The sequence below is a fragment of the Sphaerisporangium perillae genome, assembly GCF_023276435.1.
In the GTDB taxonomy this organism is placed as follows: domain Bacteria; phylum Actinomycetota; class Actinomycetes; order Streptosporangiales; family Streptosporangiaceae; genus Sphaerisporangium; species Sphaerisporangium perillae.
In genome coordinates this window covers 1-23205 of sequence record NZ_JALLPO010000030.1, presented here as the reverse complement: position 1 = coordinate 23205, position 23205 = coordinate 1, and the positions used below count along the sequence as shown (strand labels likewise).

The following is a 23205-nucleotide window of genomic DNA, read 5'->3' as shown; positions in this document are numbered from 1 at the left end:
CTACGCGGTACTACACCCGAGGCCAGCATGACCGCCAAGAGCCGCTCCGAATACGAGAGGATTGTCCGGCCTGCCGACTTTACTGCGCACCTGCGCAAGCCGAAGCTTCAGGAGATCACCATATGGCCGGCCGGGGTCGTCGAACCGAGCCAGCGCGGCTGCTGAACGACGAGAGCCTCGACAGGAAGGGACCGTGCCATGCGGCGACCACGCGATGCCACCGACCAACGGCGTCAGCCGTACCCCGCTCCCAGGTACGGCGCGCCGACCGGCATCCGGAGGCGTTGCACCACATGTCCCGCACCGACAAGACCAAGCCGCTCATCATCAAGCTGTGGCACGGTGACCTGGCCCGCCAGGCCTGCCACCACCATGGCGCCGGGTCCGCCTGCGACCTGCCCACCTCCCTTAAGGAGGATCTCGCCAGCATCCACGAGCGCTGCACCTGGGAGTTCCGCTGGACCGGGATCCGCTCCTGCTGCTGCGGCATCTGCCGTGCCCAGACCGGCTACCGGAGCCTCCTTCGGGGCATCCGCGCCGCCGACAAGGCCCGGCTGGCGATCAGGACCAAGGCCTGGCTCGCGGGCGACGAGACGGCATACGACGACATCGCCCCCACCCTGCACTACCGGCGCTGAACATTAGGGCCACACAGGAACCTGCACTTCATTCCGTCGGACAATCGACGATTGAACGGGCGAATCGCTAGCCGCCGGGGCGGGTCACGAGTTCCAGTGACAAGCCCCGACTGGCTGGACGGCATCCCGCCCGCTGCGGCTGCCTCGGGTGACGACCCGCTCCACGCGCAGTGCGTGGAGAACCGCGGATCACCGGAGCTTGGCCGCCACCGGGGTCCCCAACCGGATCCCCGGAGATGCCTTATGCCTGCTCCTGCGGACCTTCCGCCCCGCCGTCGGCATTGCCCCACTTGTCAGGTTGGTTCGCCAACCACAACCCTGACATTCGTCCTTCGATCCACCGGGTCGGGGACGGTTTCCGCTACGACCAGTGCCACCTCAGCCGGCCGTCGCTGGCAGCCGTATCGGCCGGCCCGCACATGAACTCGCCCAGGCATTGACGACCAGCTGCCCGGTGAAACAGCAGTCGGCGATGGACGCTTCGTCCTGTACAGCCCCGACGCCCACGAGGCGTTCGCAGCAGAACTGAACCAACCCGCCCCTAGCCACGGAGCCGACGCGGTCGGCGTTCGCATCGTTCTGGAGACCCCATGCGTGACTTGGACCTCGCCACTTTGGAGCTCGGCGTCGGCAAACACGACGCCCCCGGACAAGTGATGTGCCTGACGGAAGCGGTGGCTTATCTCACGGGTGAAACTCACAGCGACCATCCGGAGTGCGTTTCCCCTGTCCTGGGCAGCTACGGACGCAAGATCAACGACCTGCTTCCCTACGAGCTCCGGCAACAGTTGAAACCGTTGATCCCTCGCCTTGTGGGGACTGCGGGCGACGGCAAGGACGGGGCGCGTTCGTACCTGGCGCTGGACTGGCTGGTCCGCACGTATCTGGTGACGTGGCTGGACCTCTACCTCGCTTCCTCCACCGAGCATGCCACCAGACATCTGTCCACCGAAGACGCCGCCAGGCTTCGGGGCCTGGAACCGATCGTGGATGCCCGTACGGCTCAGAAAGCGCGCGTCAAGGTCAAGCAGACCCTTCACCGAATTCCAACCTTGAGTGCTCCCGGCAGATCAGAGGGCTTTCGCCTCTACGGTATCGCCGGCGGCGCGCGAAAGCGCGCCATCAAGGAGACGGCCGTCTGGGAGAGCGTCAGATCCGTCGATGGCGCCATCTGGCACGCCGCCAGCACGGCGGTCGGACACTTGGCCATGCTCTCCGCTCTTGGAGCCGCCATGAAAGTCTGGTTCAAGACGGACAATTCCCACGAGCTCGACGACCTGCGGCGAGCCGCCGTCCGCACGATGCTGGAGCACACGCTCGCGACCCTCCAGAGCTCCGCGATCGACCTGTTCACCAGCATGATCGACCCAACCGCCGGAGGTTCACCCGACAGGTGATCGGATGGCGACGCCACAGACCAGTGCCGCCTCCGTGACGGCGAGTGCCCCGCATCCCTCACTGCGGGGGATGCGGGGGAACCTGCCAGGTCACCGGTGCCGAGTGACCGTCGTCTTGCTACGGCGGCTCAGCCAGACGAACGGCCATGCCAACCCTGCGGTTGCCGAAAACCTCATCCGTGGGTACCGGTAGGCCGCTGACGAGGTGCCTGATATGCAGGTCCTTTTCCAGCGGCCTCCGGCCCGAACCGGACGTGATCGTTTCGATCATCCAGCTCTCCAGTGACTACTCCGTGGGTGCCGCGGTTGGTTTCCGCGTGTGGATGGCAGCATGGCAGGGCTGGCAGACTACGAGGGTCTTGCGTCGCCTCTTGACCATGAGCTGTGCCCACGCGGGCTGTGGTCGTCCCGGCCGGGTGAGGTCTGCGAGTTTTCGGACGTGGTGGACCTCCACCTCGGCGCGTTGCAGCCGCCGGTAGCGCGGGTCTTGGGGATCCACGCTGGGCAGCCGGCGTAGCTGCTTGCGCAGCTGACGCACCGCATCTCGATCGCCGCGTCTTCGGGCGCGCACCATTCTCGCTTGCACCCTTGCGTCAGCGGTCAGCCGAACTTGTTCGTCCTCGGCGGTAGCCAACCGTGCGGCGCGGGTGAGGTGAACGGCGGCGCTGGACCACAGGCCCGCACCTGCTTCCCGCCGGGCGAAGGCCGCCAGCTCCGCCACCAGCGTGTCGTCGGGGTGACCGGTCGAATGCAGGCGATGGTTCAGCCGAGCCAGCTCATCATCGGCGAGCTCGGCCGCCCCGCCGTGCAGCGACGTGCGGCGTGCGGGTCCCAGATCCTGGTAGACCGCGGCCTGGACCAGCGGATGGGGAAAAGCGACCACGATCCCGTGATCTGTGGAGCGTTCCACCAGCAGGTGCGCCGCCACCGCCTGATCAAGCGCGGCCACCGGATCCGCGAGGCCCGCCAGCCGCGCGGCCCGCCACAGCGGAGCGGACACACCGAGCACCGACATGGCCTCCACCAGCCGCTGGGTAGGGGCGTCACAGCCGGCAAGGCGGGACAGCACCAGCATCGCGTACGAACGAGGCGCCGGCAGCGGGGACGCGAGATCGGCGAGAAGCTCTCCGGGCACCTGTTCGAGCAGAGCACGGGCATGGAGCGGATTTCCGCGTGTGTGCGCGCAACCGCGAGGCCACCCGCAGCGGCAACGGCGTCTCACTCAATCCCTGGACCTCTTCGACGTCGAGCCCGGCGAGCGATATCCGCAAAGTGGACTCCGCCGCGAGCATCCGGCGCAGGCCTTCCGGCAGGTGGTGGTCGGCGGGGTCGCGCACGATGACGATCGCCATGATCCGATCGGCACGCAGCCGCCGCAACGCGAAGGTGATCGCATGCAGCGAGGCGATGTCCGCCCAGTGCGCGTCGTCGACGACCACGACGAGTTCGCCGCGATCTTGAAGGTCGCCCAGCATCTCCAGCAGGCCCGCCCCCACCTCCAACGGGTCCGCCGGGACGGCGTCCGTCCTGTACAACTGGTCGACGGTCCCGTACGACAGCCTCGACTCGTTCTGCTCCCCGCTCGCCCACAGCGCAGTGAGACCGGGACTGCGGCCCAGAAAGTGCCGGACCAGTGCCGTCTTGCCGATCCCCGGCTGCCCATCGACCAACACAATCCGCGGCGATCCCGCCCGCACCTCGTCCAGCTCCGCATCCAGCCTCGCCAACTCCGCCGCGCGCCCGACGAATGAAACAATCCCGTACGGCGGCATAGCGATCACCTCTGCTGGTCGGCCCACCGTGACTGTACGGCAGGTGCGAACCCGGAGAAATCCCTCGACTGAGGGCCAGGTCACGGCCCTTGCGGGCATCCTTGAGCACTTGGACGAGGCGGTCGGTCTTGCCTCGTCGAGACCCGAGGACGGCTCATCCGGCCTGGTCAGGCGGCGTGTTGGTACTCGTGAAGGATCCCGCCGAGGCGGTCACGTCGGCGGACCTTCAGGTGCCTGAGCTGTGCTGGTTCGCTGATCGGTCGGGGTAGTGGGCGGAGCGGAGCGGCTTGGTCCAGGATTCTGTGCGGCCGATGCCGGTTGTAGAAGGTTTCAAACTCGCGGAGCGCGTGTAGGAGGTGGCTCTGGTTCCAGATCAATGTGCGGTCCAGGAGCTCGCGGCGGCAGGTCTGTATCCAGCGCTCCGTGATGGAGTTCATTCGGGGTATCTGGATGCCGGTGGTGACGACCTTCAGTCCGGCGTCGGCCAGCAGGGCGTCGAAGGCGGCCGTGAATTTCGAGTCGCGGTCCCGGATCAGGAACCAGGCCCTGCTTCCCACGTCCTCGAGGTCCATGACGAGGTTGCGTCCGAGCTGCACCACCCACTGTGCGGCGGGGTGCGCGGTGGAGCCGAGGATCCGAATGCGCCTCGTGGAGTGCTCGATGACCGCGAAGACGTACAGCCGTGTGCCGGTCAGCGTACGGACCTCGAAGAGATCGCAGGCAAGCAGGGCGTCGGCCTGGCTGCGCCGGAAGTCTGCCCAGGGTCGTGCTCTGCCGTTGGGGTGTGGGTGGGATGCCGTGCTCGCGAAGGATCTCCCAGACGGTGGAGGCGGCGACCGTGATGCCCAGCGCCGCGAGCTCACCGTGTCCATCGGGAGGTGGCGGAGCAGGCAGGCGAGGACAGCGCGGTCGGTATCGGTGAACGTGGGCTTGCCGACCTGGCGTTGCAGTACGAGCAGTTGGTGCCGCAGGGCAAGGATCTCGATGTCCTTGTCCCGGTCGCTCATCGACAGGAGGCGCAGCAGGGCGAAGGCGCTGGTGGCAGCGAGGTAGGCCAGGCGCAGCAGCACGACAGATCATGATGCCGTCCGCGCCTGTCCAGGTGAAGACAGAGGGGCGGCCAGCGGTCGTACCAGAGATCGCCGATCAAGGCCGACCTGGGCGGATGATTTATCGGCACCCACAGGTTCGGAGGCCACCTGCAAACACGAGCGATCTGCTGGATGATCGACCTGACCTCAGCCTGCACGCTTTCCCGGAATCGCCCATGGGGCTCGCGAGATTCGCGAGCCACATAAGCGATCAGCTGTCCACGTCCGCGGCCGGCCACCCGGACCGGTCGCAGCTGCTCGTGCTCAGCTGCGACTTCTGCCGGGCTCACTGCCATGACTTCTCCGTCCTGGTTGGTGCGGGCTGCTCAGATCTCCTCGCTGCCGCTCAGCCGGCGCAGGAGAAGGGCGGCGGTGACGGTGACGGCGGTCAGCAGGACGCTGAGGACGGCGGCGCCTGTCACGTCCCCGTAGTCCCAGCGATTCCAAATCAGCGTGGAGATGACCACGTTGTCGGAGGACTGCAGCATCAGCGGAAGGGTGAGGTTCTTGATCGACGCAAGGAAGACGAGCAGGAACCCATTGAGCAGGACGGGGCGCAGCAGTGGCAGCAGCACGTGCCGCCAGACCTGCGACGGCCGCGCACCGCTTGCCCTGGCCGCCTCTTCGAGGCCCTGCTGGATCTGTGCGATGCCGCCCGTCGTGAGCCGCGTTGCCAGGCTGATGTACTGCGTGGCCATTGCCACCACGATGATCCAGACGGTGCCGTAGAGCGGTACCGGCAGCATCAGGTAGATGAGCATGACGGCGAGGGCGATCACGACACCGGGGATGGCGTGCGGGATGAAGGCCAGCGTGTCCGCCATCCACGCGAACCGCGACTTCGACCGGACGATGATCCATGAGAGCGACACCGAGAGCACCATTGCCGCGAGCGAGGCCGCGAGTCCGATGATGAGGGTGTGCTCGAGGCTGGACCCGAACAGACCTGACGAGATCGTCTTGTGGTAGCCGGCCAGGGTCAGTTGCCGCAGGCTGGCCCAGCTGATCGGACCGAGGTACGGCTGGAGGCTGGCATAGAGCAGGACGAGCAGAGGAAGGATGAATGAGACGGCGGCGTACAGCAGGCTGGCCCCGAACGCGACCCACCGCCACCGGCCAAGGCGTTGCCGCCTGGGCCGGAAGGCCTTGCCCGTCACGGTCGCGTAGTCCTGGGCATTGCGGACGGTCCGGTTGTAGATGAGCAGCGGCGCCACCGCCAGCGCGAGGAGCAGGATGCCGTAGGTACTGGACGCACCGTAGTCGGGCAGGCCGAAGGCCGGATGCGTGACCCGGTAGACCTCCGTGCTGAACACCGTGACCTTGCCGGGTAGGCCCAGGACAAGCGGGATGTCGACCGCCTCGATCACCGTGACGAACTGGTAGATCCCAGCGCCGATCAGAACCGGCCGGAGCAAGGGGAGGCTGACCTTGCGAAGGATGGTCCACGGCGCGGCCCCGGATGTGCGCGCGGCATCCTCGAGGCTGGCGCTCATGTTCCGCAGCGACGCGGTGATCAACAGGAACGTCAGCGGCACGAGCGCAAGCCCCTGGACCAAGATCATGGCTGGCAGCGAGTACGCGTTCAACGGGCCGTGCCCCTGCAGGCCGAACGCGCTGCGCAGGGCGACGTTGAGATAGCCGTTGGTCGGGTTGAGCAGCAGCCCCCAGGCGATCGCGGAGATGATCCCGGGCATGCCCGTCGGAGCGATCACCAGCACGTAGATGAGCCCGCGCGCCGGCAGGTCGGTGCGCTCGATCAGCCACGCGAAGACAAGGCTCACCACGAACGAGAAGAACAGGCAGGCGGCGGCGAAGAGCAGCGTGGTGCCGAGCACCTGGTAAGTCCGGGCATCCCCCAGCACGCCGGTGAAGTTGGTCAGGCTCCAGGGGAAGGGCGGGCGGACCGTCACGCCTGCGGAGGTGTCCTGGAAGCTGGCCAACAGCAGCATCAGGATGGGGCCGATGACAAAGTACATCAGCACGAGCACCGTGATCACGTTGATTACGCCCTGCACGTTGGGGCGCCGCCAGCGACGGCCCCGGACGCGCGCGGGTTGCGCCGGCGGTGCCTGTGGCGGGCGGGTGCTCAGGTCGGTCATCGGTCGCTCTCCACGTCCGTCGCGTCCATAACCGCCTTGGCCCCGTCGGGGTCGGCGAGCAGCACCACGCAGTCGTCGGTGGCCGCGTTGACGTACACCGTGTCTCCGGCGTCGAACTGGGCGCGAGCGCTTCCTCGCGCGCGCAGGGACTGGTCACCGACCTTGATCCGGTAATCGACCCCGTCACCGACGAACAGGCTCAGTTCCACCTCGCCGGCGAAGCAGTTGTCGCTCTGCGTGGGACTGTCCGTGACGACCAAGGACTCCGGGCGAAGCGCGACGATGGCGGACGCGCCCGTGGGGACGTCGGGGTGGGGACGGCAGTTGAGGGTGCCGAGCTCAGTCTGGACAGTGAGCGTGACCGGGCTCGAGATGAGCACCCGCCCAGCGACGAAGGACGTCGCGCCGACGAAGTTGGCCACGAACTCGCTGTTGGGCTCCAGGTAGATCTCGCGCGGGGTGCCTTCCTGTACGACGCGGCCACTGCTCATCACCGCGATCCGGGTCGACAGAGACAGCGCCTCGACTTGGTCGTGCGTCACGAAGACGGCGGTGATCCCGATCCTCTGCTGGATTAGCCGCAGCTCGCTGCGCATCTGCTCGCGCAGTTTCGCGTCCAGGTTCGACAGCGGCTCGTCGAGCAGCAGGACCTTCGGCTGACGCACCAGAGCGCGCGCGAGAGACAGGCGCTGCTGCTGCCCACCGGACAGCTGAGTCGCGCGGCGGTCGATGTACTGGCTCATATTCACCAACTCGAGCGCCTGCTCCACCCGCTCGGCGATCTCGGCGCGGCGCAGTTTCCGGCCGATCCGCAATGGGAAGGCGACGTTGTCGAAGACCGACATGTGCGGCCAGACCGCGTAGTCCTGGAAGACCATCCCGATGTCGCGTCGGTGCGTCGGCACAACGACGCGGTCGGATACCACCACCACGCCACCCAACTCGATCGATCCGGACGTCGGCTGCTCCAAACCGGCGATGCACCGCAGCGTGGTCGTCTTGCCGCACCCGCTCGGCCCGAGCAGGGTGAAGAACTCGTTGTCGCCGATGTCGAGGGTCACGTCGTCAACCGCCGTCACGGTCTTGTTCTTCGTGGCATAGGTGTGGCAGAGCCGGTTGATCTTGATAGCGCTCATCGCGATCCTTACGACGGTGGTGGTGGTCGGGATTCGGGCGGCCGCCGACCGAAGCTGTGGCGCTCCGGCAGCCGCCCGTCCTCAAATTGGACAGCGCCTTGGTGATCTCCGACGACACCTTGCCCAGAGCGACCTGATCGTGCGGAGTGGTGCCGGCGGACAGTCTCGCGCCCGATCCATGGAGGTCGCCTGGTCAGTGTTGCCCTTGGCCACGCACCGCGCGCCAGAAAAGCCCTTGATAACGCGCTTCCTCGCTACGCGCCGCGACATTGCGCCTCCTCTGCGGGGATGACTTATCCGCGATGCCGGGAAGGCATCGGCAAGGAAGGGCGAATGGTTGAGCCGGCCTGCTGCGCGGCCAGCTCATCGAGGATGCTGCCAGCATGTGGGGACCCTATCGCGTCATTGCGTTCTACGGAAATACCTTTCGTACAGCGAAACAAGTTTATTGACGGTTTCCGGATTGATACAGTTCCATTTCCTGGACTCCCGCATTCTCGTCATGTGAGACGCAGGACGGTCACGGGTCGCAGCGGTACGGGCCCGGCAGGGGTGGCCTCTTGGGCGGTCAGGTCGGTGACGCGGGAGACCGCAATGGCCAGTGGTCGCGGATGGCGGCGCCGACCAGCAGCACGCCGGGCGTCCGCTCTTCATTGTCGACCGCGTAGCCGCGCTTGCGGACCAGTCCCGGTTCGCGCCAGAGCGAATCCATGTCGGCCAGGGTCTCGGGGTGATTCGTACCGGAGGGTCGTCGGGCAGTATCTGCGCCACCGGCGGGAGCGCGACTGACGTCGCCTCGTGTAGTGTCTCATTCAGCATTGCGTTCTATGAACAGCTATTTCGCACAGTGCAATAGCCGAGACCGACCGGCGGCCGATTCCGTCGCGGTCGGTCCGAGTCCCGCCCAGAGACCTGGGCGTACCGACGTCCATCCGAAAAGGTGACCAGAATGGAACTGCTGCTCAAGGCAGGTACGGCCGTGATCGCCGACGTGTTCGACAGCTTCGGCATGCTGCCCCCGGTGCTTTCCGACAAGATCGGGCCTATCACCCCCTACCCGCGCTTCGCCGGTCCCGCCTACACCATCGGGGGTCGTTCAGTCACCACGAGCGAGACAGGTGACCGGGCCAAGCTGGGCGCGATCGACGGGATGCCGCCGGGAGTCGTGCCCGTGTGGGCCGGCACCGACATCCAAGGCGTCTGCTGCTTCGGCGACCTGCTCGCCGAGGCGATGAACGCCCGCGGCTGCGTCGGAGTGGTGGTGGACGGTGGCGTGCGCGACACCGGCTACCTACGCGAGCTCGGACTGCCGGTCGTCGCGCGCTACCGGACGCCGGCACAGGCGATCGGGCGGTGGAAAGTGACCGCCCACCAGGTGCCGGTGCAGGTTCGGGGCGGCCTGCAGGAGTGGATCACCGTGGCGCCGGGAGACATCGTGGTCGCCGACGAGGACGGCGTTATCGCGATCCCGTCCGCCGAACTGCGGCGTGTGCAGGACAAGGTGACCGAATGGGCGGGCACCGAGGAGGTCTCCCGGGCCGTGATCCGGGACGGCATGCCGCTGCTCACTGCGCTTGAGCGGTTCGGCCACCTGTGACGATGACTCCGCCGCTGGTTCCCGCCCATACGTTGTATGCCCCTACGGCCATGGTCAGTACCGTCGACGCACTTGCGACGGAGGCGGGGGTGGCCATGCTCCGCCGGGGCGGATCCGCGATCGACGCGGCCATTGCCGCCAATGCCGTTTTGACCGTCACCCTGCCGAACCAGTGCGGTCTCGGCGGTGACCTGTTCGCGATCGTGCAGCGTCGCGGCGAGACCCCCGAGGTGCTGATCGCGGCCGGACGGGCCGGTTCCGGCGCAGATGCCCAGGAGCTACGCGCAGAGGGGCAGCCGCATATGCCGCGCGACGGCGACGTGCGCAGCGTGACGGTGCCGGGCTGCGTGGACGGCTGGCTCGCACTGCACAGCCGCTACGCGCGTCTGGACCTGGCCGAGCTGCTCGCGCCGGCCGGCCGCTACGCAGCCGACGGATTCACCGCCTCCGGCTATCTCGCCGAGGCGGTGACCCGGCGTGCGGCAAGGTCGCCGGACGCCGCCGCGATGACCACCGGTGGCCGGCTGCGTGCCGGGCAGCTCGTGCGCCGGCCCGGCGCCGCGCGGGTCCTGGCCGCGATAGGCGAGTACGGCCGTAGCGGCTTCTACGAGGGCGAGTTCGGGTCCGGTCTGCTGGACCTGGGCAACGGGCTGTTCACTGAGGACGACCTTCGCACCGACCAGGCCGAATGGAGTGCGCCGCTCTCCCTGAACGTGTGGGGCGCACGGCTATGGACGCCGGCACCGCCGAGCCAGGGATACGTCACTCTCGGCGCGGCATGGCTCGCGGAGCAGGCCGGGCTCGGCCCCGATGCCGACGACCCTCGGTGGGCACACCTGCTCATCGAGGCGATCCGCCAGGCCGCACACGATCGTCCGGAGGTGCTCTTCGATGGATCCGACGGGGCGCGCTTGATCGGGCTGGACCGGCTCGGGCCGCGGCGCGCCGGCATCGACCCCGACCGGGTCGCCGACCTGTCTGATTCATACCGCCGCGGCGGCACGACGTACCTGTGCGCGGTCGACGCCGACGGGACGGTCGTCTCGTTGATCCAGTCCAACTGCATGAGCTTCGGCTCCGGCTTGGTCGTGGCCGAGACCGGGATCTGGCTGCACAACCGCGGCATCGGGTTCAGCCTGGTCCCCGGGCATCCGGGTGAATACCGGGCCGGCCGCAGGCCCGCCCACACCTTGGCTCCCGCGCTGGTCACCGACGAGGCGGGGGAGTTCCGCGCCGTGCTCGGCACCCGAGGCGGTGACTCGCAACCGCAGATCGTCCTGCAGTTGATCGCGCGGCTGCTCGTCAGCGGGCAGGACCCGGCCGCGGCCCTCGCGGCCGGGCGGTGGGTGCTGCGCGGTGCCGGCGACGAGACGTCGTTCGACACCTGGGGATTCCAAGGCCGGGTGCGGGTCGCCGTCGAAGGCCAGGCGCCGGCCGGCTGGGCGCAGGGACTACGGTCGCGCGGCCACGAGGTCCGGATGGAGGCGCCGTTCGCCCACCCGTTCGGCCACGCCCAGCTGATCGCCTCGGACGGAGCGCGGCTCGCGGGGGCCGCGGATCCCCGATCGGACTCGGCCGCGGTGGGAGGCTACTGAACGAACCTGGTATCAACCGCGAGCGTCACGTCGATCTCTACGGGGGCGTTACGGGGAAGAGCGGCGACACCGAGCGCGGTTCGCGCGTGCCTGCCCCGCTCGCCGAGTCGTTCCAGGAAGACGGCGCTCGCCGCGTCCATGATCTGTGGCTGGCCACCGAAGCCCGGCTCGCATGCCACGTATCCGGTCACCCGCAGGACCTGGCGGATGCGCGCGAGGCCGCCGAGCTCCGCGTTGACGACGGCGAGCACGTTCAGCGCGCACAACCGGGCGGCCTCCTTCGCCTCGTCGACCGTGACGTCGCGGCCCACCGCGCCGGTCACCGTGATCGCGTCGCCGTCGTAGGGCAGCTGTCCGCTGACATGCATTACGCCGTCGTACACGACATTGCGAAGGTAGGGCGACGTCGACCGCCGAGTCGCCGGCAGGTCGTGATCATCGGCCTTGCTCATTGCACGCCGGGACATCGTGTCTCCTCTGCGGGGATGAATGATCCGCGATGCCTGGAGGGCATCGGTAGGGAAGGAAGCGAACACTGCGGCCGGTCTGCTGAGCGGACGGCTCATCGGCGACGCTTCCGGCATGCGAGACGATACACAGCTATTGCGTTGTACGGAACTTCATTTCATTCAGTGCAATATCCGCTTGGGGATGGACCGATGTCGGCTGACAGTACAGCCCTATTTCCAGTGGACACTTAGGAGGCTAGGCGGAGAACGCCTGCGCCGAGGTCGCGACGGACCGTCCGAGTTCGGCGATCCCCTTCTCGCGCATCCGTGTCGCGGGGCCGGAGATCGACAGCGCGCCGACGGGCTTGCCCTGGTGGTCGCGGATGGCGGCGCCGACGCACAGCACGCCGGGCGTCCGCTCTTCGTTGTCGACCGCGTATCCGCGCTTGCGGACCAGTCCCAGTTCGCGGAAGAGCGAATCCATGTCGACCAGGGTCTTGGGGGTGAGCCGCACCGGAGGGTCGTCGCGCAGTATCTGCGCCACCGACTCCGCCGGGAGTTCGGCCATGATGGCCTTGCCGAGCGAGGTGCAGTAGGCCGGGTGCCTGGTTCCCGCCGCGGACGCGATTCCCACGTCATGCTGGCCACGCGCTATCGCGATGTACAGGATCTGACCGCCGTCGAGCACGCCGACGCTCGCCGTTTCGCCGGTGGACGCCGCCAACTGATCGGCCAGTTGGTTGGCCTGCGACCAGATCGACACGTTACGCAAGAACGCGCTGCCCACCTCGAAGGTCTGACTGCCCAGGACATAGGACCGGTCGGCCGTCTGGTGGACGAAGCGGCGCGTACGCAACGACTCCAGCAGCCGCAGCGCGGTGGTCGGGTGCAGGTCGACCCGGCGGGCCAGCTCGGTGAGCCCCACCGGACGGTCCCAGCTGCTCAGCTCGATGAGCAGGTCAAGGGCCCGCGTCACCGCCCGCACGCCGCCCTGCCCTTCGGCGGGCGAGGCCTGTCCGGTCTGCCGCTGAACCACGGTCACGCACCAACTCTCTGCATCCGGCGGCGTGCCAGCCTTAACGCTGTCACGAGATTACCTTCATGGACCCTCATAACCCTCATAACCCTCATGGATCGTCAATGCGAGAAAGCGTCGTCAGCCTTGCGGGCGCGACTGACGTCGCCTCCTCTAGTGTCTCACCAGCATTGCGTATCACGAACAGCATTTTCATCCAGTGCAATCTGCGACCTCCGGTGAGCAGAGCCCGGAGTATCCGGATCAAGGCCATCCGGTTGATCGCCGCCGTTAGCCGCTGGGTAAGTCTGGCGCCCGCCCGGCCGCTAAGCGCAAATAGATCGTTTCTAGCCGCTACCGGTCAGCCGTTTCTCGCCTTGCCCGTCCCCCGCCGTCAGGTCCATCCGCATGGGCAGGGCTGAGCCTCCTGTCACGGGCGGCGACCCGGCAGACGACCAAGCCCAGCAACGCCAGCTGTGCCGCCGGCACCCAGATGCGGGCGTGCACCGCAATCAGCGTGCCTACCACCGCGCCCGCGATGAGCGCCGTGAGGATGGCCAGGCTGTGCCCGATCTCGCGCAACGGCCGGCCCGAGACCAAGCGGCTCACCACGGTCGTGAGCGTGCCGGTCAGGTATGTGGTCGACAGCCCCGGCACACCGAAGCGCTGGACGGCACTGCTTTGCACGCCGAGTGCGAGCGCGTTCACCGCCAGCAGCACGACCTGCAACACAGGGCCGGTCCGGCCCCCGGCACCCCACCACGCCACCGCGTAGATCGCCATCGCCGCAGCCTGCAACGTAAGCGCCCGGGTGACGGCACGCGGCCAGATCGGGTCATCGGTACGGGCGGTGCCGGCGATCCTGGTGCCGATCGCGCACCCGCACACGAAGGCGAGCACAGCCGCCCCGGCGTGCAGGGCCAGCATGCCCGCGGCCGAGCCTAAGGACAGACCGAGCAGCACCATGTTGCCGGTCATCACGCTGGAGAATGCCCCGCCGAGCGTCAGATAGCCGGCGGCGTCGGTGAGTCCGCTGTTCACTGCGAGCAGGACCACCATCGCGTTGCGATCTCGAACGGTCATCCCCCGCTCAGAGGGCACGGATCACACCACCGTCCACGGTGACGACCGAACCGGTGAGATACGACGCCGCGGGTGACAGCACGAAGGCGGCCACTCGTCCGAACTCGGCCGGCTCACCGAGGCGACGTAAGGGGATCGCCGCCTCGCTCCGCCGCCGGGCATCAGGGTCACCGGCATCGAGCGCGGCAGTGCGCTCGGTCAAGATGCGGCCGGGCACCAGAGCCATCACCCGCACGCCACCGGGGCCCAGCTCGTCGGCCAGCTGCTTGACAAGCATCGCCAGCCCCGGGCGGAAGGCGTTGGAGAGGGTGAGGTTGGCAAGCGGCGAGCGCACCGAGCTGGACAGCACGAGAGCGATCGCCGCTCCCGGCTCGAGCGCCGGCGTCGCGGCCCGGACCAGCCGCACCGCACCGAGGAAGAGCGTCTCGAACGAGTCCCGCCACTGCCGGTCGTCGATCTGGCTGAACGCTCCGCTGGGCGGCCCGCCGACGCTGACCAGCAGGCCGTCCAGCCGGCCGAACTCCTGCCGCGCGCGATCGATCAGTAGCTGCGGCGTCTGCGGATCGGCATTGTCCGCGACGACGCCGACCGCTCCCTTGCCGAGCTCGGTCGCAGCCCGCTCGACGTGCTGCGCCGTCCTGCCGGAGACGATCACGTTCGCCCCGTCGTCGACGAGGGCCTGCGCCGTGGCCCTGCCAAGCCCGCGGCTCGCGCCGGTCACTATGTATGCGCGTCCGTGCAGTCCGAGATCCATTCACACTCCAGTCATGAGGTCCGCCCGGCGGGGTGTCGTCCGGGTGGATGGGTTAGCGCAGTACCAGCCGGCGGAGCCGCTGTAACGCGGGACGCACGTCGTCGACGCGCTCGAGGCCGTCGACCATGTCGAGCAGCGCCGAACCGAGCTGAGGGTCGGGGCTCGCCGCGGTGCAGAGGTCGCCGTAGCGGGCGACGGCGTCGGACCAACCCCACCGCAAGGCCGGGTCTCGTCCGTCACCGGGATAGCCGCCGGCGTCACCCGACCAGGTGCGCCCGTCCGTGAGGGTGACGGTCACGGAGCCTGTCGCCCCCTGCGGCGGGAGATCAGCCATGACCGTGATCCGCGCCGCGAGGTCGAGCACGTCCGCATCCGCCAGCCGCTCGGGGGAGAAGGCGCCGAGCAGCGCAGAGCCCCGGCCGACCCGGTGGGCCGCGACCACGCAGCTGGCCAGCGCGAAGCGGGCCGACCGTTTGGCCTGCTTCGCGTTTTGCGGGGGGAAGTCGTCGAACAGCCGGGACGCCGCGCTCGGCGTCAGCCGCACCCCGATCACCTCGACCTGTTCCGGGGGCAGCCGCTGATCACCCAGCATGTCGATCAGAACGGCCGAGACCGGATGGAGGTCGCTGAAATGTGGGTAGGGCTTGAAGCTCACCTGCTCGATGTGCCACGGCGGGCCGGTCGGCAGCTCGGCGGCGGCCGGCGCATCGGCCGACGTGCCGGTCCGGCCGACCAGCCCGCCGGGCGCTTCGAGGGCTGCCGGCGAGGCATGGAATCCCGCCTCGGCGAGCCGGGCGGCCCGCAGCCCCGCACTGGCCGCCCATGCGGTCTGGACTGCGCGCATCGTCTCGCGCTCGTCGAACTCGGTGATGCCGCAGGACAGCGACGCGCCGATGCCGATCGCGTCGGTGCTCGTCGCGACGTCGGAGCGCAGCATGCGGCAGACCGCCAGGGCCGAAGTCGGCACGCCAAGGAAGGAGGACGGGTGATGACCGCGCAGGTGAAGGGTACCCGCGTCCACCGCCTTCCCGAGACCGCCGAAGAGTTGGTAGCCGGCGACGAGGGCGGCGGCCATGTCGGCGCCGCTGACCTTGTGCCGGGCGGCGACCGCCGCCCCTGCCAATGCCGGGACGAGCACCGCGCCCGGATGCGCTCGCGTCGCCTCGTCGAAGTCGTCCAGCCCGAGAGCGCTACACGCCAGGCTGAGCACGAAAGGGACGTCCGCCGGTCCGGGCGCCGCCACTGCACGCCCGACCCTCTCGTCGGCGGCGCCGGCGAGGATCATCCCCAGGCAGTCCAGAAGGTGAGCTTTGACGGAGACCAGCACGCCCGAGTCCAGCGCCGTGACGTCGAGGCCGGCCGCGCCACGCGCGGCCCGGCACGCCAGTCCATCGACCGCGGAGGTGACTGCGGTCACAACCCCAGCCTTTCGGCTTCCCGCCACGCCCAGTGGGCGAACAGCAGGTCCTGCGAGGCGAGTCCTTCGGTGCGCACGATGATCGTCTCATCAGGGCGCCGACGACCGGGCACGCTACCGCCGACCAGCCCCGACAGCTCCCCCGCCAGCCGCTCCTTGATCGGATGCCCGGCCGCGAGCAGCCCGGCGACATCGGCCGCCTCCTCTGTCTGGGCCCAGTCGTCAACGATCAAACGGTCGCAGGAGAGGTACGCCGCGGCGTCGAGCTCGTTCGACCCGATGGCGCAGAGCAACACGCCGGGCCGCAGCGGTCCCCGGACGATTGGCGCGCGTGCGGTCGTCGCCGTGACGATCAGATCGGAGCCGTCCAGGACCGGCTCCGCCGAGTCGTGCACCCGCACCTCCGCGTCGGTCAGCGAGCGGGACAGTTCGGCCAGTTCGGCACAGCGCTGCGGAGTCCGGGACGACAGCGCGACCTCGGCCACCGGTACGGCTGCCAGCAGCACCGCGACGCTCGCCCGGGCCACCACACCCGCGCCGATCACGCCCAGCCGCGCGGGCGTGTTGGCCAGCCGCCGCGCCGCCACGCCGACGCTCGCGGCCGTTCGCAGCGAGTAGTTGTAGTGCTCGTCCACGATGGCCAGCGGTACCCCGGTCTCGAGATCCACGAGCACGACGAGCCGGGTCGCGAGATCCGCCCCCGGACGCGTGCCGTCAGGCTCGGCGCGATAGCCGACGATCCGGCATCCGGCCACACCGAGCTCAGGCAGTGCGGCCGCCTTGGAGTGAAAGCGCAGCGCGTGATCCGGCGGCCTCATCCGCAGCGCCCGCGGCATCGGGTAATGCACCCGGTCACGCGCCTCCCAGGAGAGGGCGAGCTCTGCGAGCTCGACCGCGCGGGCCGGGGTCAGCACCTGTTCGCAGACCGAACTGGAGACGTAGCGCGGCTGTTGCATAGCGATCCTCCAATCAAGTGTGGGTCAGACGTCGATGACGGTCAGGGTTCCGCAGCCCTGCGAGATGGGTTCGTATCCGTCCTCGGTCACCACCACGACGTCCTCGATGTGGATCTTCTCGCCGGTCGGGAGCAGGTAGCGCGGCTCCACGCAGATCACCACGCCGGGTTCGAGCACCGTCGCGTCCAGCAGGCTCAGTGATGGCGACTCGCCCGCATTGAGGCCGAGCCCGTGCCCGATGCGCTTGCGGCCGCTCAGCGGCGGCAGGCCGGCGTCCACCATCGCCTCGCTGCAGGCGCGGGCGACGTCGCTGGCGAGCGCTCCGGGCCGGACCGCCTGCAACGTCCGTGCATGCAGGGTCGCGATGCACTCCTGGACGGCGAGGTGTTCCTTCGTGGGCTCGCCGAGCACCGCACGCCGTGCCACATCGGCTTGGTAGCCGTCCAGCGTCGCGCCGAAGTCGCACCAGATCGTGTCGCCCGGGCGCAGCGGGGCGGTGCGGTCACCGACGCTGGTCGCGGTGCTGACGTGGCCGGCGACGTCGAAGTTGCTGCCCACCCGCGACAGTTCGACGGCCATCAAGGTCGCGAAGTCGGCCTCGGTCTGGCCCGACCGGAACTGCTTGGTCGCCGCGGACCAGGCCAGCAGGCTCATGTCGGCCGCGGCCCGCAGTGTGGCGATCTCGTACTCGCTCTTGTGCAGACGCAGGCCGTCGAGGACAGGGCCGGCGTCCGCGATCGTCATCGCGGGCAGCGCCTCCTGCAGAGACCGCAGATCCGTATAAGGCAGGCCCAGCCGGTGGTTCTCGCCAAGCTCCATGCCGATGCGTCCGCGCTCGAGCCCGCTCTCACGCAGCGCCTGTTCGAGCAGCTCCACGTCGAACGGCACGTCCTCATAGCCGTAGATACGGGCCGCCGGCACCTTGGCCTGCACGCTCGAGCCCTGCTGCCGGTACACCACCGCCACCGGATCACCATCGAGCGGAACGAGGAAGAGCATCGGTCGCATGACCTTCTCGATTTCGCGGGTCTGATGTCCGCTCAGGTACCAGTAGTTGTACTTCTCACCCACCAGCACAGCGTCCAGGTGCGCTGCCTCCATACCGCGCCGAAGCCGCTCGTGCCGAGCGGCGATCTCTGCCGGGCTCACTGCCATGACTCTCCCGTCCCTGGTTGGCGTGGGTTGTTCAGACCGTCGGCCCTCGATGAGTGGTGTGAGACGGTCGGGCAAACACCGCCGATACGACGAACGATATAGCTATCTTGCATGCACTGAAAAGCCGTTGCGTCTAGTGCAAGACCCGGGAAAATTGTTTCCTACGCGCGGCGCGACTATTGCCAGAGGGTAACATCCCTGCTCACAGTGGCACGACGTCCACAGCGCATGGGCGCGACCTTACGCCGCCTCGTCACATCATTGCATCAGATGAAAAGTGGTTGCACACAGTGCAGCGGACATGTAGCTTCGGTGTCGACAATGACGTCCCCCTAGGGAGAGCCGGCAGAGGCTCTCCAATCCCCAATGGTGCGCCGGTTTTCGAACCGGCTTCATCCCATGCAATGGAGGATCGATGTCCGCCTACAGAGCACCCAATCGATGGGTCGGGGCATTTTCCTGCGCCACGGGCGTCGCATTGCTTGTCACGGGGTGTGGAGGCGGCTCCGGAGCGGGCGCCCCGTCGTCGACCGACCGCCTGTCCTTGACCGCACAGGGCGCCTGTGAGGCGGGAAACAAGGAAGGATCTGTCAATTACGTCTCCAGGACGGATCCGGAAGTTTTCGCGAAAGAAGTCGCACCATTCGAAAAGGCGCACCCGGGGATCAAGGTAAAGTACACCTCGATGAAACCGGCGGATGTGACTCAACGCGTCGTGACCGAGGTCCAAGCCCGTCGTGCGTTGAGTGTCGACGCGACGACGACGGACCTGGCGTCGGCCGACCCGCTGTTCATTCAGAAGTTGGTGCGTGATGTCGACTACCAGAAACTCGGGATACCCCAGGCTCTGATACTGAACCACAATGGTATAACAACCTTCCGGGTCTTCCGGGACGCCCTGGGTGTGGCCTACAACCCGAAATTGTCCCAAGAGTCCTCGCTGCCGCGCACATGGGACGAGCTCGTGGACCCGAAATGGAGCAACAAAGTCGTCGTCGATCCACGGGGAATCTACCTCGGCGTTCTGGCGGTGGCCTGGGGCGAGCCCAAGACCGTGGCATGGTTCGGCAAGTTCAATGAGACCGACAAACCGCTAGTGATCAATGGGACGACGGACAGCATCGCCAAGGTCGTGAGCGGCGAGGCACTTCTTTCGACGAGCGCGACCGCCTCGGCCGTCGTCGAGCAGCAGAAGGCCGGCGCTCCGGTCGCCATCCATTATCTGGATGTGGTCTCCTCGCAAGACAAATACGGCGTACTCCTGAAGGGGGCGCAGCATCCTAATGCCGCCGCTTGCTTCCTTTCATGGTGGGGCGGCGCCGAAGGTCAGGCGCAGCAACTGAAGTACGAGTACAAAGGAAACACCGATGTCCCGGACGGCGTGCCGGCGACCGCGAAGCTCGCGTTCATCGTCAAGCCCGCCGATCAGGACGTCGTGACGAAGGCAACCGAGGAGATCAGTAAGATCCTCGCGCCGTGACGCGTTTCGCCTGATATGCGATGCCGGCCTGAGAAGGAGCGTCCGAAAGGGCGAGAGGTGAACCATGACAACCCGATACCCCAAACTGAACCGCCGCGCGCCTGACGCAATGTTCATCGGCGGCGAATGGGTGCAGGCGACCGAAGGTGACACCCTGGAAACCTGGTGTCCGGCGACCGGTGAATTGATCGCCACGCTTCCGTCGGCCGGCCCCGTGGATGTGGACATGGCCGTTTGCGCGGCGTCCGAGGCCTTCACGTCGACATGGAGCGACACGTCGCCCAAGCAGCGCGCCGACGTGCTCTTTGCGCTCGCCGACAGGCTCGAACGTGACAGTGACCGTCTTGCCATGATCGATGTCGTCGACAACGGCAGCACGTTGCGCAAGATGCGCGCTGATGTCGCGGCGGGGGTCAACATGATGCGCACCTATGCCGGGCTGATCCCCACAATCGGCGGCCGCACCATCCCTCTGGACTCGAACTCGTTCAACTACACCGTGCGCGAGCCCTGGGGAGTGGTCGGCGTCATGATGCCGTTCAACCATCCCTTCATGTTCGCGGCGCAAGTCGTCGGGTCTGTCCTTGCGGCTGGGAACACCCTGGTGTTCAAGCCGTCCGAGTTCACCTCCCTCAGCACGCTGGAAGTCGGCAAGGCCGCGGAAGACCTCCTGCCACCGGGCGTGCTCAACATCGTCACCGGTTCTGGCACCGGAGCGGGCGCACCTCTCGTCCGCCACCCGAAGGTCAACAAGATCCATTTCAAGGGCAGCCTGCCGACCGGGCGTCTCGTTCTCGCCGGAGGCGCGGACACGGTGAAACCGGTGACACTGGAAATGGGCGGGAAGAACCCCTTCATCGTCTACCCCGATGCCGACCTGGAGCGTGCCGTCGAAGGCGCGGTGATCGGGATGAACTTCGTTCACCAAGGCCAGTCCTGCGGCTCGTCGACGCGCATCTTCGTCCACGCTGACCTCTACGACGAGTTCCGTGACCGGCTGGTCGCGCGGGTCGAGGCCCTCCACCCGAGTCTGCCGTGGGACGAGAAGGCGGACATGGGATCGATCGTGTCGCGGCCGCAGTACGACCGCATATTGCGCTTCATCGCCGAGGCGGTGGACGAGGGGGCCAAGCTCCTGACAGGCGGATCGGCCGTGGACCGTGAGGACCTTCGGGACGGCCTTTACATCCAGCCGACCGTCTTCGAGCAGGCCCGCCACGACTCGGCCCTTGTGCAGGAGGAAATCTTCGGGCCTGTGACGTGTCTGTTCCGATGGGACGACGAGGAAGAGGTCATCAGGCTCGCCAACGACGTCGTCTATGGGCTCACAGCGAGCGTGTGGACCAAGGATCTCGATACTGCTCACAGGACCGCCCGGCGGCTGCAAGCGGGGCTTGTCTGGATCAACGACCACAATAGGCGGCCCGCGCTCACACCCTTCGGAGGCTACAAGCAGAGCGGCATCGGCAAGGAGCGGGCGATGGACGAGCTTCAGACCTACACGCACGAGAAGAGCGTGCTCCTGGCCATGGGTCCAGCACCGACGGCAAGCGTCCGTCAGGGAAGTCGTCTGTGATGCTCGGGCTGACGAGATTGACTGCGCCACTACTTTCCGCTAGCAGAACGGGGTGCTCCGGTGCCTAACCATGCGCCGTACGACGAGCCTGTATGGGGCTCGGATGTCATGGTGGACGTCCTTCGGCAGTTGGAGTTGCCGTTCATAGCTCTCAACCCGGGTGCCACCTTCCGCGGGCTGCACGACTCGCTCGTCAATTACGGCGGGGATGACATGCCGATGATCGAGTGCCCCCACGAGAAGATCGCGGTCGGTCTCGCACACGGCTATGCGAAGGCAACCGGCAAGCCGATGGCGGTGATCCTGCATGACCTCGTCGGACTGCTACAGGGCACGATGGGCATCTACTACGCCTACATCGATCGCGTCCCCGTGATGGTGTTCGGCGGCTCCGGCCCGGCGGCGCACGAGCGGCGTCGGCCGTGGTTCGACTGGATCCACTCGGCAAACGTGCAGGGCGAAGCAGTACGGAACTACACCAAATGGGATCATGAGCCGCGCTCCCTGATTAGCATGCCCGACATCATCTCCCGGGCCCACCGCATCGCGACGGCGGCACCGCAGGGCCCCGTGTACATCGCTCTGGACGCCGGCCTGCAGGAGGATCGTGTCGAGACGCCCGTGCCCGTCCACGAGGTGGCGGCCAGGGCCCTCGCCCCCGCGCCCATGGGCCCCGACCCGGCCGAACTCCGCCGGCTCGCACAGATCCTCTGCGCGGCCGAGCGTCCGGTCATGGTCCTCGGCTATCCCGGACGTGACCACGACTCCTTCGGGCACCTGGTGACGTTGGCCGAGCTCGTCGGCATCGGCGCGATCGACACGCGGTACCGTCTGAACTTCCCGAACCGCCACCCGCTCGCGGTGACGGATACCGACGCCATCGAAGACAGCGACTGCGTTCTGTTCGTCGACGTCAAGGACATGGCCAAGGCGACGCAGTCCACCGATGGCGCGGCTCGACAGTCAGTCTCGCGGTTGCGTCCGGACTGCCGGGTGCTGGACCTCGGTTTCGGCGACGTCGGCATCTCGTCCTGGAGCGAGGACTATTCGCAGCTGATCCCTGCCGACTGCCAGGTTGTCGCGGACACCTCGGTGGCATTGCCCCTCCTCATCGAGGAGTGCCGGCGCCTGCTCGCGGAGGAGTCGCCGGCTCGGGCCGAAACCCGGCAGGCCTGGCGTGACGACCTGCGTGCGCGACACGACGCGCTGTTCACGAAGTGGGCTGAACGCGCTCATGCCAAGGCCGACGAGGAACCCATCTCCACGGCGAAATTGGCCGCGGCAGTCTGGGAGGTCGTACAGGAGCACGACTGGGTGCTGACCGCGGGCTCGGCGTCCGAGTGGGCCTATCGGCTGTGGGACTTCGACCTGCCGCACCGCCACCCAGGCCGCCAACTTGGCACGGCGACGCAGATCGGCATCTCCCTCGGTGTGGCGCTTGCGCACAAGGGCACCGGCCGGCTCGTTGTGGACATTCAGCCCGACGGTGATCTGATGTACGACGTAGGAGCGCTGTGGGTCGCCAGTCGCTACGAGCTGCCCATGCTCGTCGTGATGTTCAACAACCGCGCGTACTACAACGACTGGGAGCACCAGGAAACGGTGGCGGCTCAACGGGGCACGCCGGTCGACCGTGCGCACATCGGCATGGCGATCGACGAGCCCGCGCCGGACTTCGCGGCCATCGCGCGCGGTTTCGGGTGGTATGCCGCCGGCCCGGTCGTCGACCCGTCGCAGGTGGTCGCCGAGGTCCGCAAGGCGGCTGAGCATGTGCTCGGCACGGGTCGTCCCGCCCTGGTCGACGTCGTCTGTCAGTACAGATAGTCGCCACTCGTCAGAGAGACGTGCTCACGGCGGACCCGAGAGGACTAGGAGGCTGGTGTTAAGTGGGGCATCCCAGCCGACCGTTTTCGGGCGAGCTGGCTGAGCTGGACCGTGCCTGAGCATCGCGCGGCCGTGGTCACGGCAGAAATATGCCGGTCTTGTGCGGGCCTG

General features: G+C 67.6%; 21 protein-coding genes and 1 riboswitch. Of the genes, 8 read left to right on the top strand and 13 right to left on the bottom strand.

Annotated features, from left to right (window positions below; genetic code table 11):
* The first annotated feature begins 27 nt into the window (after positions 1-27).
* The 3 genes from MYF83_RS27335 to MYF83_RS27325 all read left to right on the top strand — a co-directional run bounded on the left by MYF83_RS27335 (position 28) and on the right by MYF83_RS27325 (position 2035).
* Positions 28-165 (top strand): hypothetical protein, encoded by a 138-nt coding sequence (locus MYF83_RS27335; protein ID WP_248963584.1) that lies wholly within the window; start codon positions 28-30, stop codon positions 163-165.
* Between the two features lie 128 nt (positions 166-293).
* The gene (locus tag MYF83_RS27330; protein WP_248963583.1) at positions 294-638 is read left to right on the top strand and encodes a hypothetical protein; all 345 of its coding nucleotides are present in this window, start codon (positions 294-296) and stop codon (positions 636-638) included.
* 82 nt (positions 639-720) lie between these two features.
* Positions 721-829: riboswitch (SAM riboswitch) on the top strand.
* Between the two features lie 399 nt (positions 830-1228).
* Positions 1229-2035, top strand: a complete 807-nt coding sequence (locus MYF83_RS27325; protein WP_248963582.1) for a hypothetical protein — start codon at positions 1229-1231, stop codon at positions 2033-2035.
* Between the two features lie 286 nt (positions 2036-2321).
* Here the strand turns inward: MYF83_RS27325 and MYF83_RS27320 are convergent, their stop codons facing one another.
* From MYF83_RS27320 to MYF83_RS27295, 6 genes are all read right to left on the bottom strand, one after another.
* Positions 2322-3110 (bottom strand): HNH endonuclease, encoded by a 789-nt coding sequence (locus MYF83_RS27320; protein WP_248963581.1) that lies wholly within the window; start codon positions 3108-3110, stop codon positions 2322-2324.
* Positions 3079-3807, bottom strand: a complete 729-nt coding sequence (locus tag MYF83_RS27315) for an ATP-binding protein (protein ID WP_248963580.1) — start codon at positions 3805-3807, stop codon at positions 3079-3081. The genes MYF83_RS27320 and MYF83_RS27315 overlap by 32 nt, the downstream gene beginning before the upstream one ends.
* A gap of 167 nt (positions 3808-3974) precedes the next feature.
* A complete protein-coding gene (locus tag MYF83_RS27310; protein ID WP_248963579.1) occupies positions 3975-4877 on the bottom strand; it encodes an integrase core domain-containing protein in 903 nt (300 codons plus the stop codon).
* A gap of 347 nt (positions 4878-5224) precedes the next feature.
* A complete protein-coding gene (locus tag MYF83_RS27305; protein WP_248963578.1) occupies positions 5225-6997 on the bottom strand; it encodes an ABC transporter permease in 1773 nt (590 codons plus the stop codon).
* A complete protein-coding gene (locus MYF83_RS27300) occupies positions 6994-8133 on the bottom strand; it encodes an ABC transporter ATP-binding protein (protein WP_248963577.1) in 1140 nt (379 codons plus the stop codon). Before MYF83_RS27300 ends, MYF83_RS27305 begins: the two co-directional genes overlap by 4 nt.
* Positions 8134-8701: 568 nt before the next feature.
* Entirely contained in the window at positions 8702-8854 is a 153-nt protein-coding gene (locus MYF83_RS27295) for an IclR family transcriptional regulator domain-containing protein (RefSeq protein WP_279340118.1), read from the bottom strand.
* 228 nt (positions 8855-9082) lie between these two features.
* Between MYF83_RS27295 and MYF83_RS27290 the strand changes: the two genes are divergently transcribed.
* Both MYF83_RS27290 and MYF83_RS27285 read left to right on the top strand, forming a co-directional pair.
* Entirely contained in the window at positions 9083-9730 is a 648-nt protein-coding gene (locus MYF83_RS27290; RefSeq protein WP_248963575.1) for an RraA family protein, read from the top strand.
* A 2-nt stretch (positions 9731-9732) separates the two neighbouring features.
* Complete coding sequence (locus MYF83_RS27285) at positions 9733-11325, top strand: gamma-glutamyltransferase family protein (RefSeq protein ID WP_504974724.1); 1593 nt, start codon at positions 9733-9735, stop codon at positions 11323-11325.
* On the opposite strand, the gene MYF83_RS27280 is transcribed toward MYF83_RS27285, so the two are convergent.
* The 7 genes from MYF83_RS27280 to MYF83_RS27250 all read right to left on the bottom strand — a co-directional run bounded on the left by MYF83_RS27280 (position 11319) and on the right by MYF83_RS27250 (position 18154).
* On the bottom strand, positions 11319-11792 hold the full coding sequence (locus MYF83_RS27280; RefSeq protein WP_248963574.1) for a RidA family protein: 474 nt from the start codon (positions 11790-11792) through the stop codon (positions 11319-11321). The genes MYF83_RS27285 and MYF83_RS27280 overlap by 7 nt on opposite strands.
* A 238-nt stretch (positions 11793-12030) precedes the next feature.
* Positions 12031-12816: an IclR family transcriptional regulator gene (locus MYF83_RS43925; RefSeq protein WP_248963573.1), complete on the bottom strand. Its 786-nt coding sequence runs from the start codon at positions 12814-12816 to the stop codon at positions 12031-12033.
* A 327-nt stretch (positions 12817-13143) separates the two neighbouring features.
* Positions 13144-13872 (bottom strand): YoaK family protein, encoded by a 729-nt coding sequence (locus tag MYF83_RS27270; protein ID WP_248963572.1) that lies wholly within the window; start codon positions 13870-13872, stop codon positions 13144-13146.
* 7 nt (positions 13873-13879) lie between these two features.
* Complete coding sequence (locus MYF83_RS27265) at positions 13880-14626, bottom strand: SDR family oxidoreductase (RefSeq protein ID WP_248963571.1); 747 nt, start codon at positions 14624-14626, stop codon at positions 13880-13882.
* 52 nt (positions 14627-14678) lie between these two features.
* Positions 14679-16043 (bottom strand): MmgE/PrpD family protein, encoded by a 1365-nt coding sequence (locus tag MYF83_RS27260; RefSeq protein WP_248963570.1) that lies wholly within the window; start codon positions 16041-16043, stop codon positions 14679-14681.
* A complete protein-coding gene (locus MYF83_RS27255) occupies positions 16040-16999 on the bottom strand; it encodes an ornithine cyclodeaminase family protein (protein WP_248963569.1) in 960 nt (319 codons plus the stop codon). The genes MYF83_RS27260 and MYF83_RS27255 overlap by 4 nt, the downstream gene beginning before the upstream one ends.
* Before the next feature lie 24 nt (positions 17000-17023).
* Complete coding sequence (locus MYF83_RS27250) at positions 17024-18154, bottom strand: M24 family metallopeptidase (RefSeq protein ID WP_248963568.1); 1131 nt, start codon at positions 18152-18154, stop codon at positions 17024-17026.
* Positions 18155-18569: 415 nt separating this feature from the next.
* Between MYF83_RS27250 and MYF83_RS27245 the strand changes: the two genes are divergently transcribed.
* The 3 genes from MYF83_RS27245 (at position 18570) to MYF83_RS27235 (ending at position 23034) form a co-directional block, all read left to right on the top strand.
* A complete protein-coding gene (locus MYF83_RS27245; protein ID WP_248963567.1) occupies positions 18570-19634 on the top strand; it encodes an ABC transporter substrate-binding protein in 1065 nt (354 codons plus the stop codon).
* 64 nt (positions 19635-19698) lie between these two features.
* Positions 19699-21210 carry an aldehyde dehydrogenase family protein gene (locus tag MYF83_RS27240; RefSeq protein ID WP_248963566.1) on the top strand — a complete coding sequence of 504 codons (1512 nt, stop codon included), beginning with the start codon at positions 19699-19701 and terminating at the stop codon, positions 21208-21210.
* Between the two features lie 108 nt (positions 21211-21318).
* Positions 21319-23034, top strand: coding sequence for a thiamine pyrophosphate-binding protein (locus MYF83_RS27235; RefSeq protein WP_279340110.1), 1716 nt, complete (start codon positions 21319-21321; stop codon positions 23032-23034).
* Positions 23035-23205 lie beyond the last annotated feature (171 nt).

Excerpts from the sequence above, each read along its gene's own strand:
- MYF83_RS27315 (WP_248963580.1), bottom strand. The coding sequence starts at position 3,807 with ATGCCGCCGTACGGGATTGTTTCATTCGTCGGGCGCGCGGCGGAGTTG.
- MYF83_RS27305 (WP_248963578.1), bottom strand. The coding sequence starts at position 6,997 with ATGACCGACCTGAGCACCCGCCCGCCACAGGCACCGCCGGCGCAACCC.
- MYF83_RS27335 (WP_248963584.1), top strand. The coding sequence starts at position 28 with ATGACCGCCAAGAGCCGCTCCGAATACGAGAGGATTGTCCGGCCTGCC.
- MYF83_RS27290 (WP_248963575.1), top strand. The coding sequence starts at position 9,083 with ATGGAACTGCTGCTCAAGGCAGGTACGGCCGTGATCGCCGACGTGTTC.
- MYF83_RS27235 (WP_279340110.1), top strand. The coding sequence starts at position 21,319 with ATGGTGGACGTCCTTCGGCAGTTGGAGTTGCCGTTCATAGCTCTCAAC.
- MYF83_RS27255 (WP_248963569.1), bottom strand. The coding sequence starts at position 16,999 with ATGCAACAGCCGCGCTACGTCTCCAGTTCGGTCTGCGAACAGGTGCTG.
- MYF83_RS27245 (WP_248963567.1), top strand. The coding sequence starts at position 18,570 with ATGTCCGCCTACAGAGCACCCAATCGATGGGTCGGGGCATTTTCCTGC.
- MYF83_RS27320 (WP_248963581.1), bottom strand. The coding sequence starts at position 3,110 with ATGCTGGTGCTGTCCCGCCTTGCCGGCTGTGACGCCCCTACCCAGCGG.
- MYF83_RS27330 (WP_248963583.1), top strand. The coding sequence starts at position 294 with ATGTCCCGCACCGACAAGACCAAGCCGCTCATCATCAAGCTGTGGCAC.
- MYF83_RS27265 (WP_248963571.1), bottom strand. The coding sequence starts at position 14,626 with ATGGATCTCGGACTGCACGGACGCGCATACATAGTGACCGGCGCGAGC.
- MYF83_RS27250 (WP_248963568.1), bottom strand. The coding sequence starts at position 18,154 with ATGGCAGTGAGCCCGGCAGAGATCGCCGCTCGGCACGAGCGGCTTCGG.
- MYF83_RS27300 (WP_248963577.1), bottom strand. The coding sequence starts at position 8,133 with ATGAGCGCTATCAAGATCAACCGGCTCTGCCACACCTATGCCACGAAG.
- MYF83_RS27240 (WP_248963566.1), top strand. The coding sequence starts at position 19,699 with ATGACAACCCGATACCCCAAACTGAACCGCCGCGCGCCTGACGCAATG.
- MYF83_RS27280 (WP_248963574.1), bottom strand. The coding sequence starts at position 11,792 with ATGTCCCGGCGTGCAATGAGCAAGGCCGATGATCACGACCTGCCGGCG.
- MYF83_RS27285 (WP_504974724.1), top strand. The coding sequence starts at position 9,733 with ATGACTCCGCCGCTGGTTCCCGCCCATACGTTGTATGCCCCTACGGCC.
- MYF83_RS27270 (WP_248963572.1), bottom strand. The coding sequence starts at position 13,872 with ATGACCGTTCGAGATCGCAACGCGATGGTGGTCCTGCTCGCAGTGAAC.
- MYF83_RS27325 (WP_248963582.1), top strand. The coding sequence starts at position 1,229 with ATGCGTGACTTGGACCTCGCCACTTTGGAGCTCGGCGTCGGCAAACAC.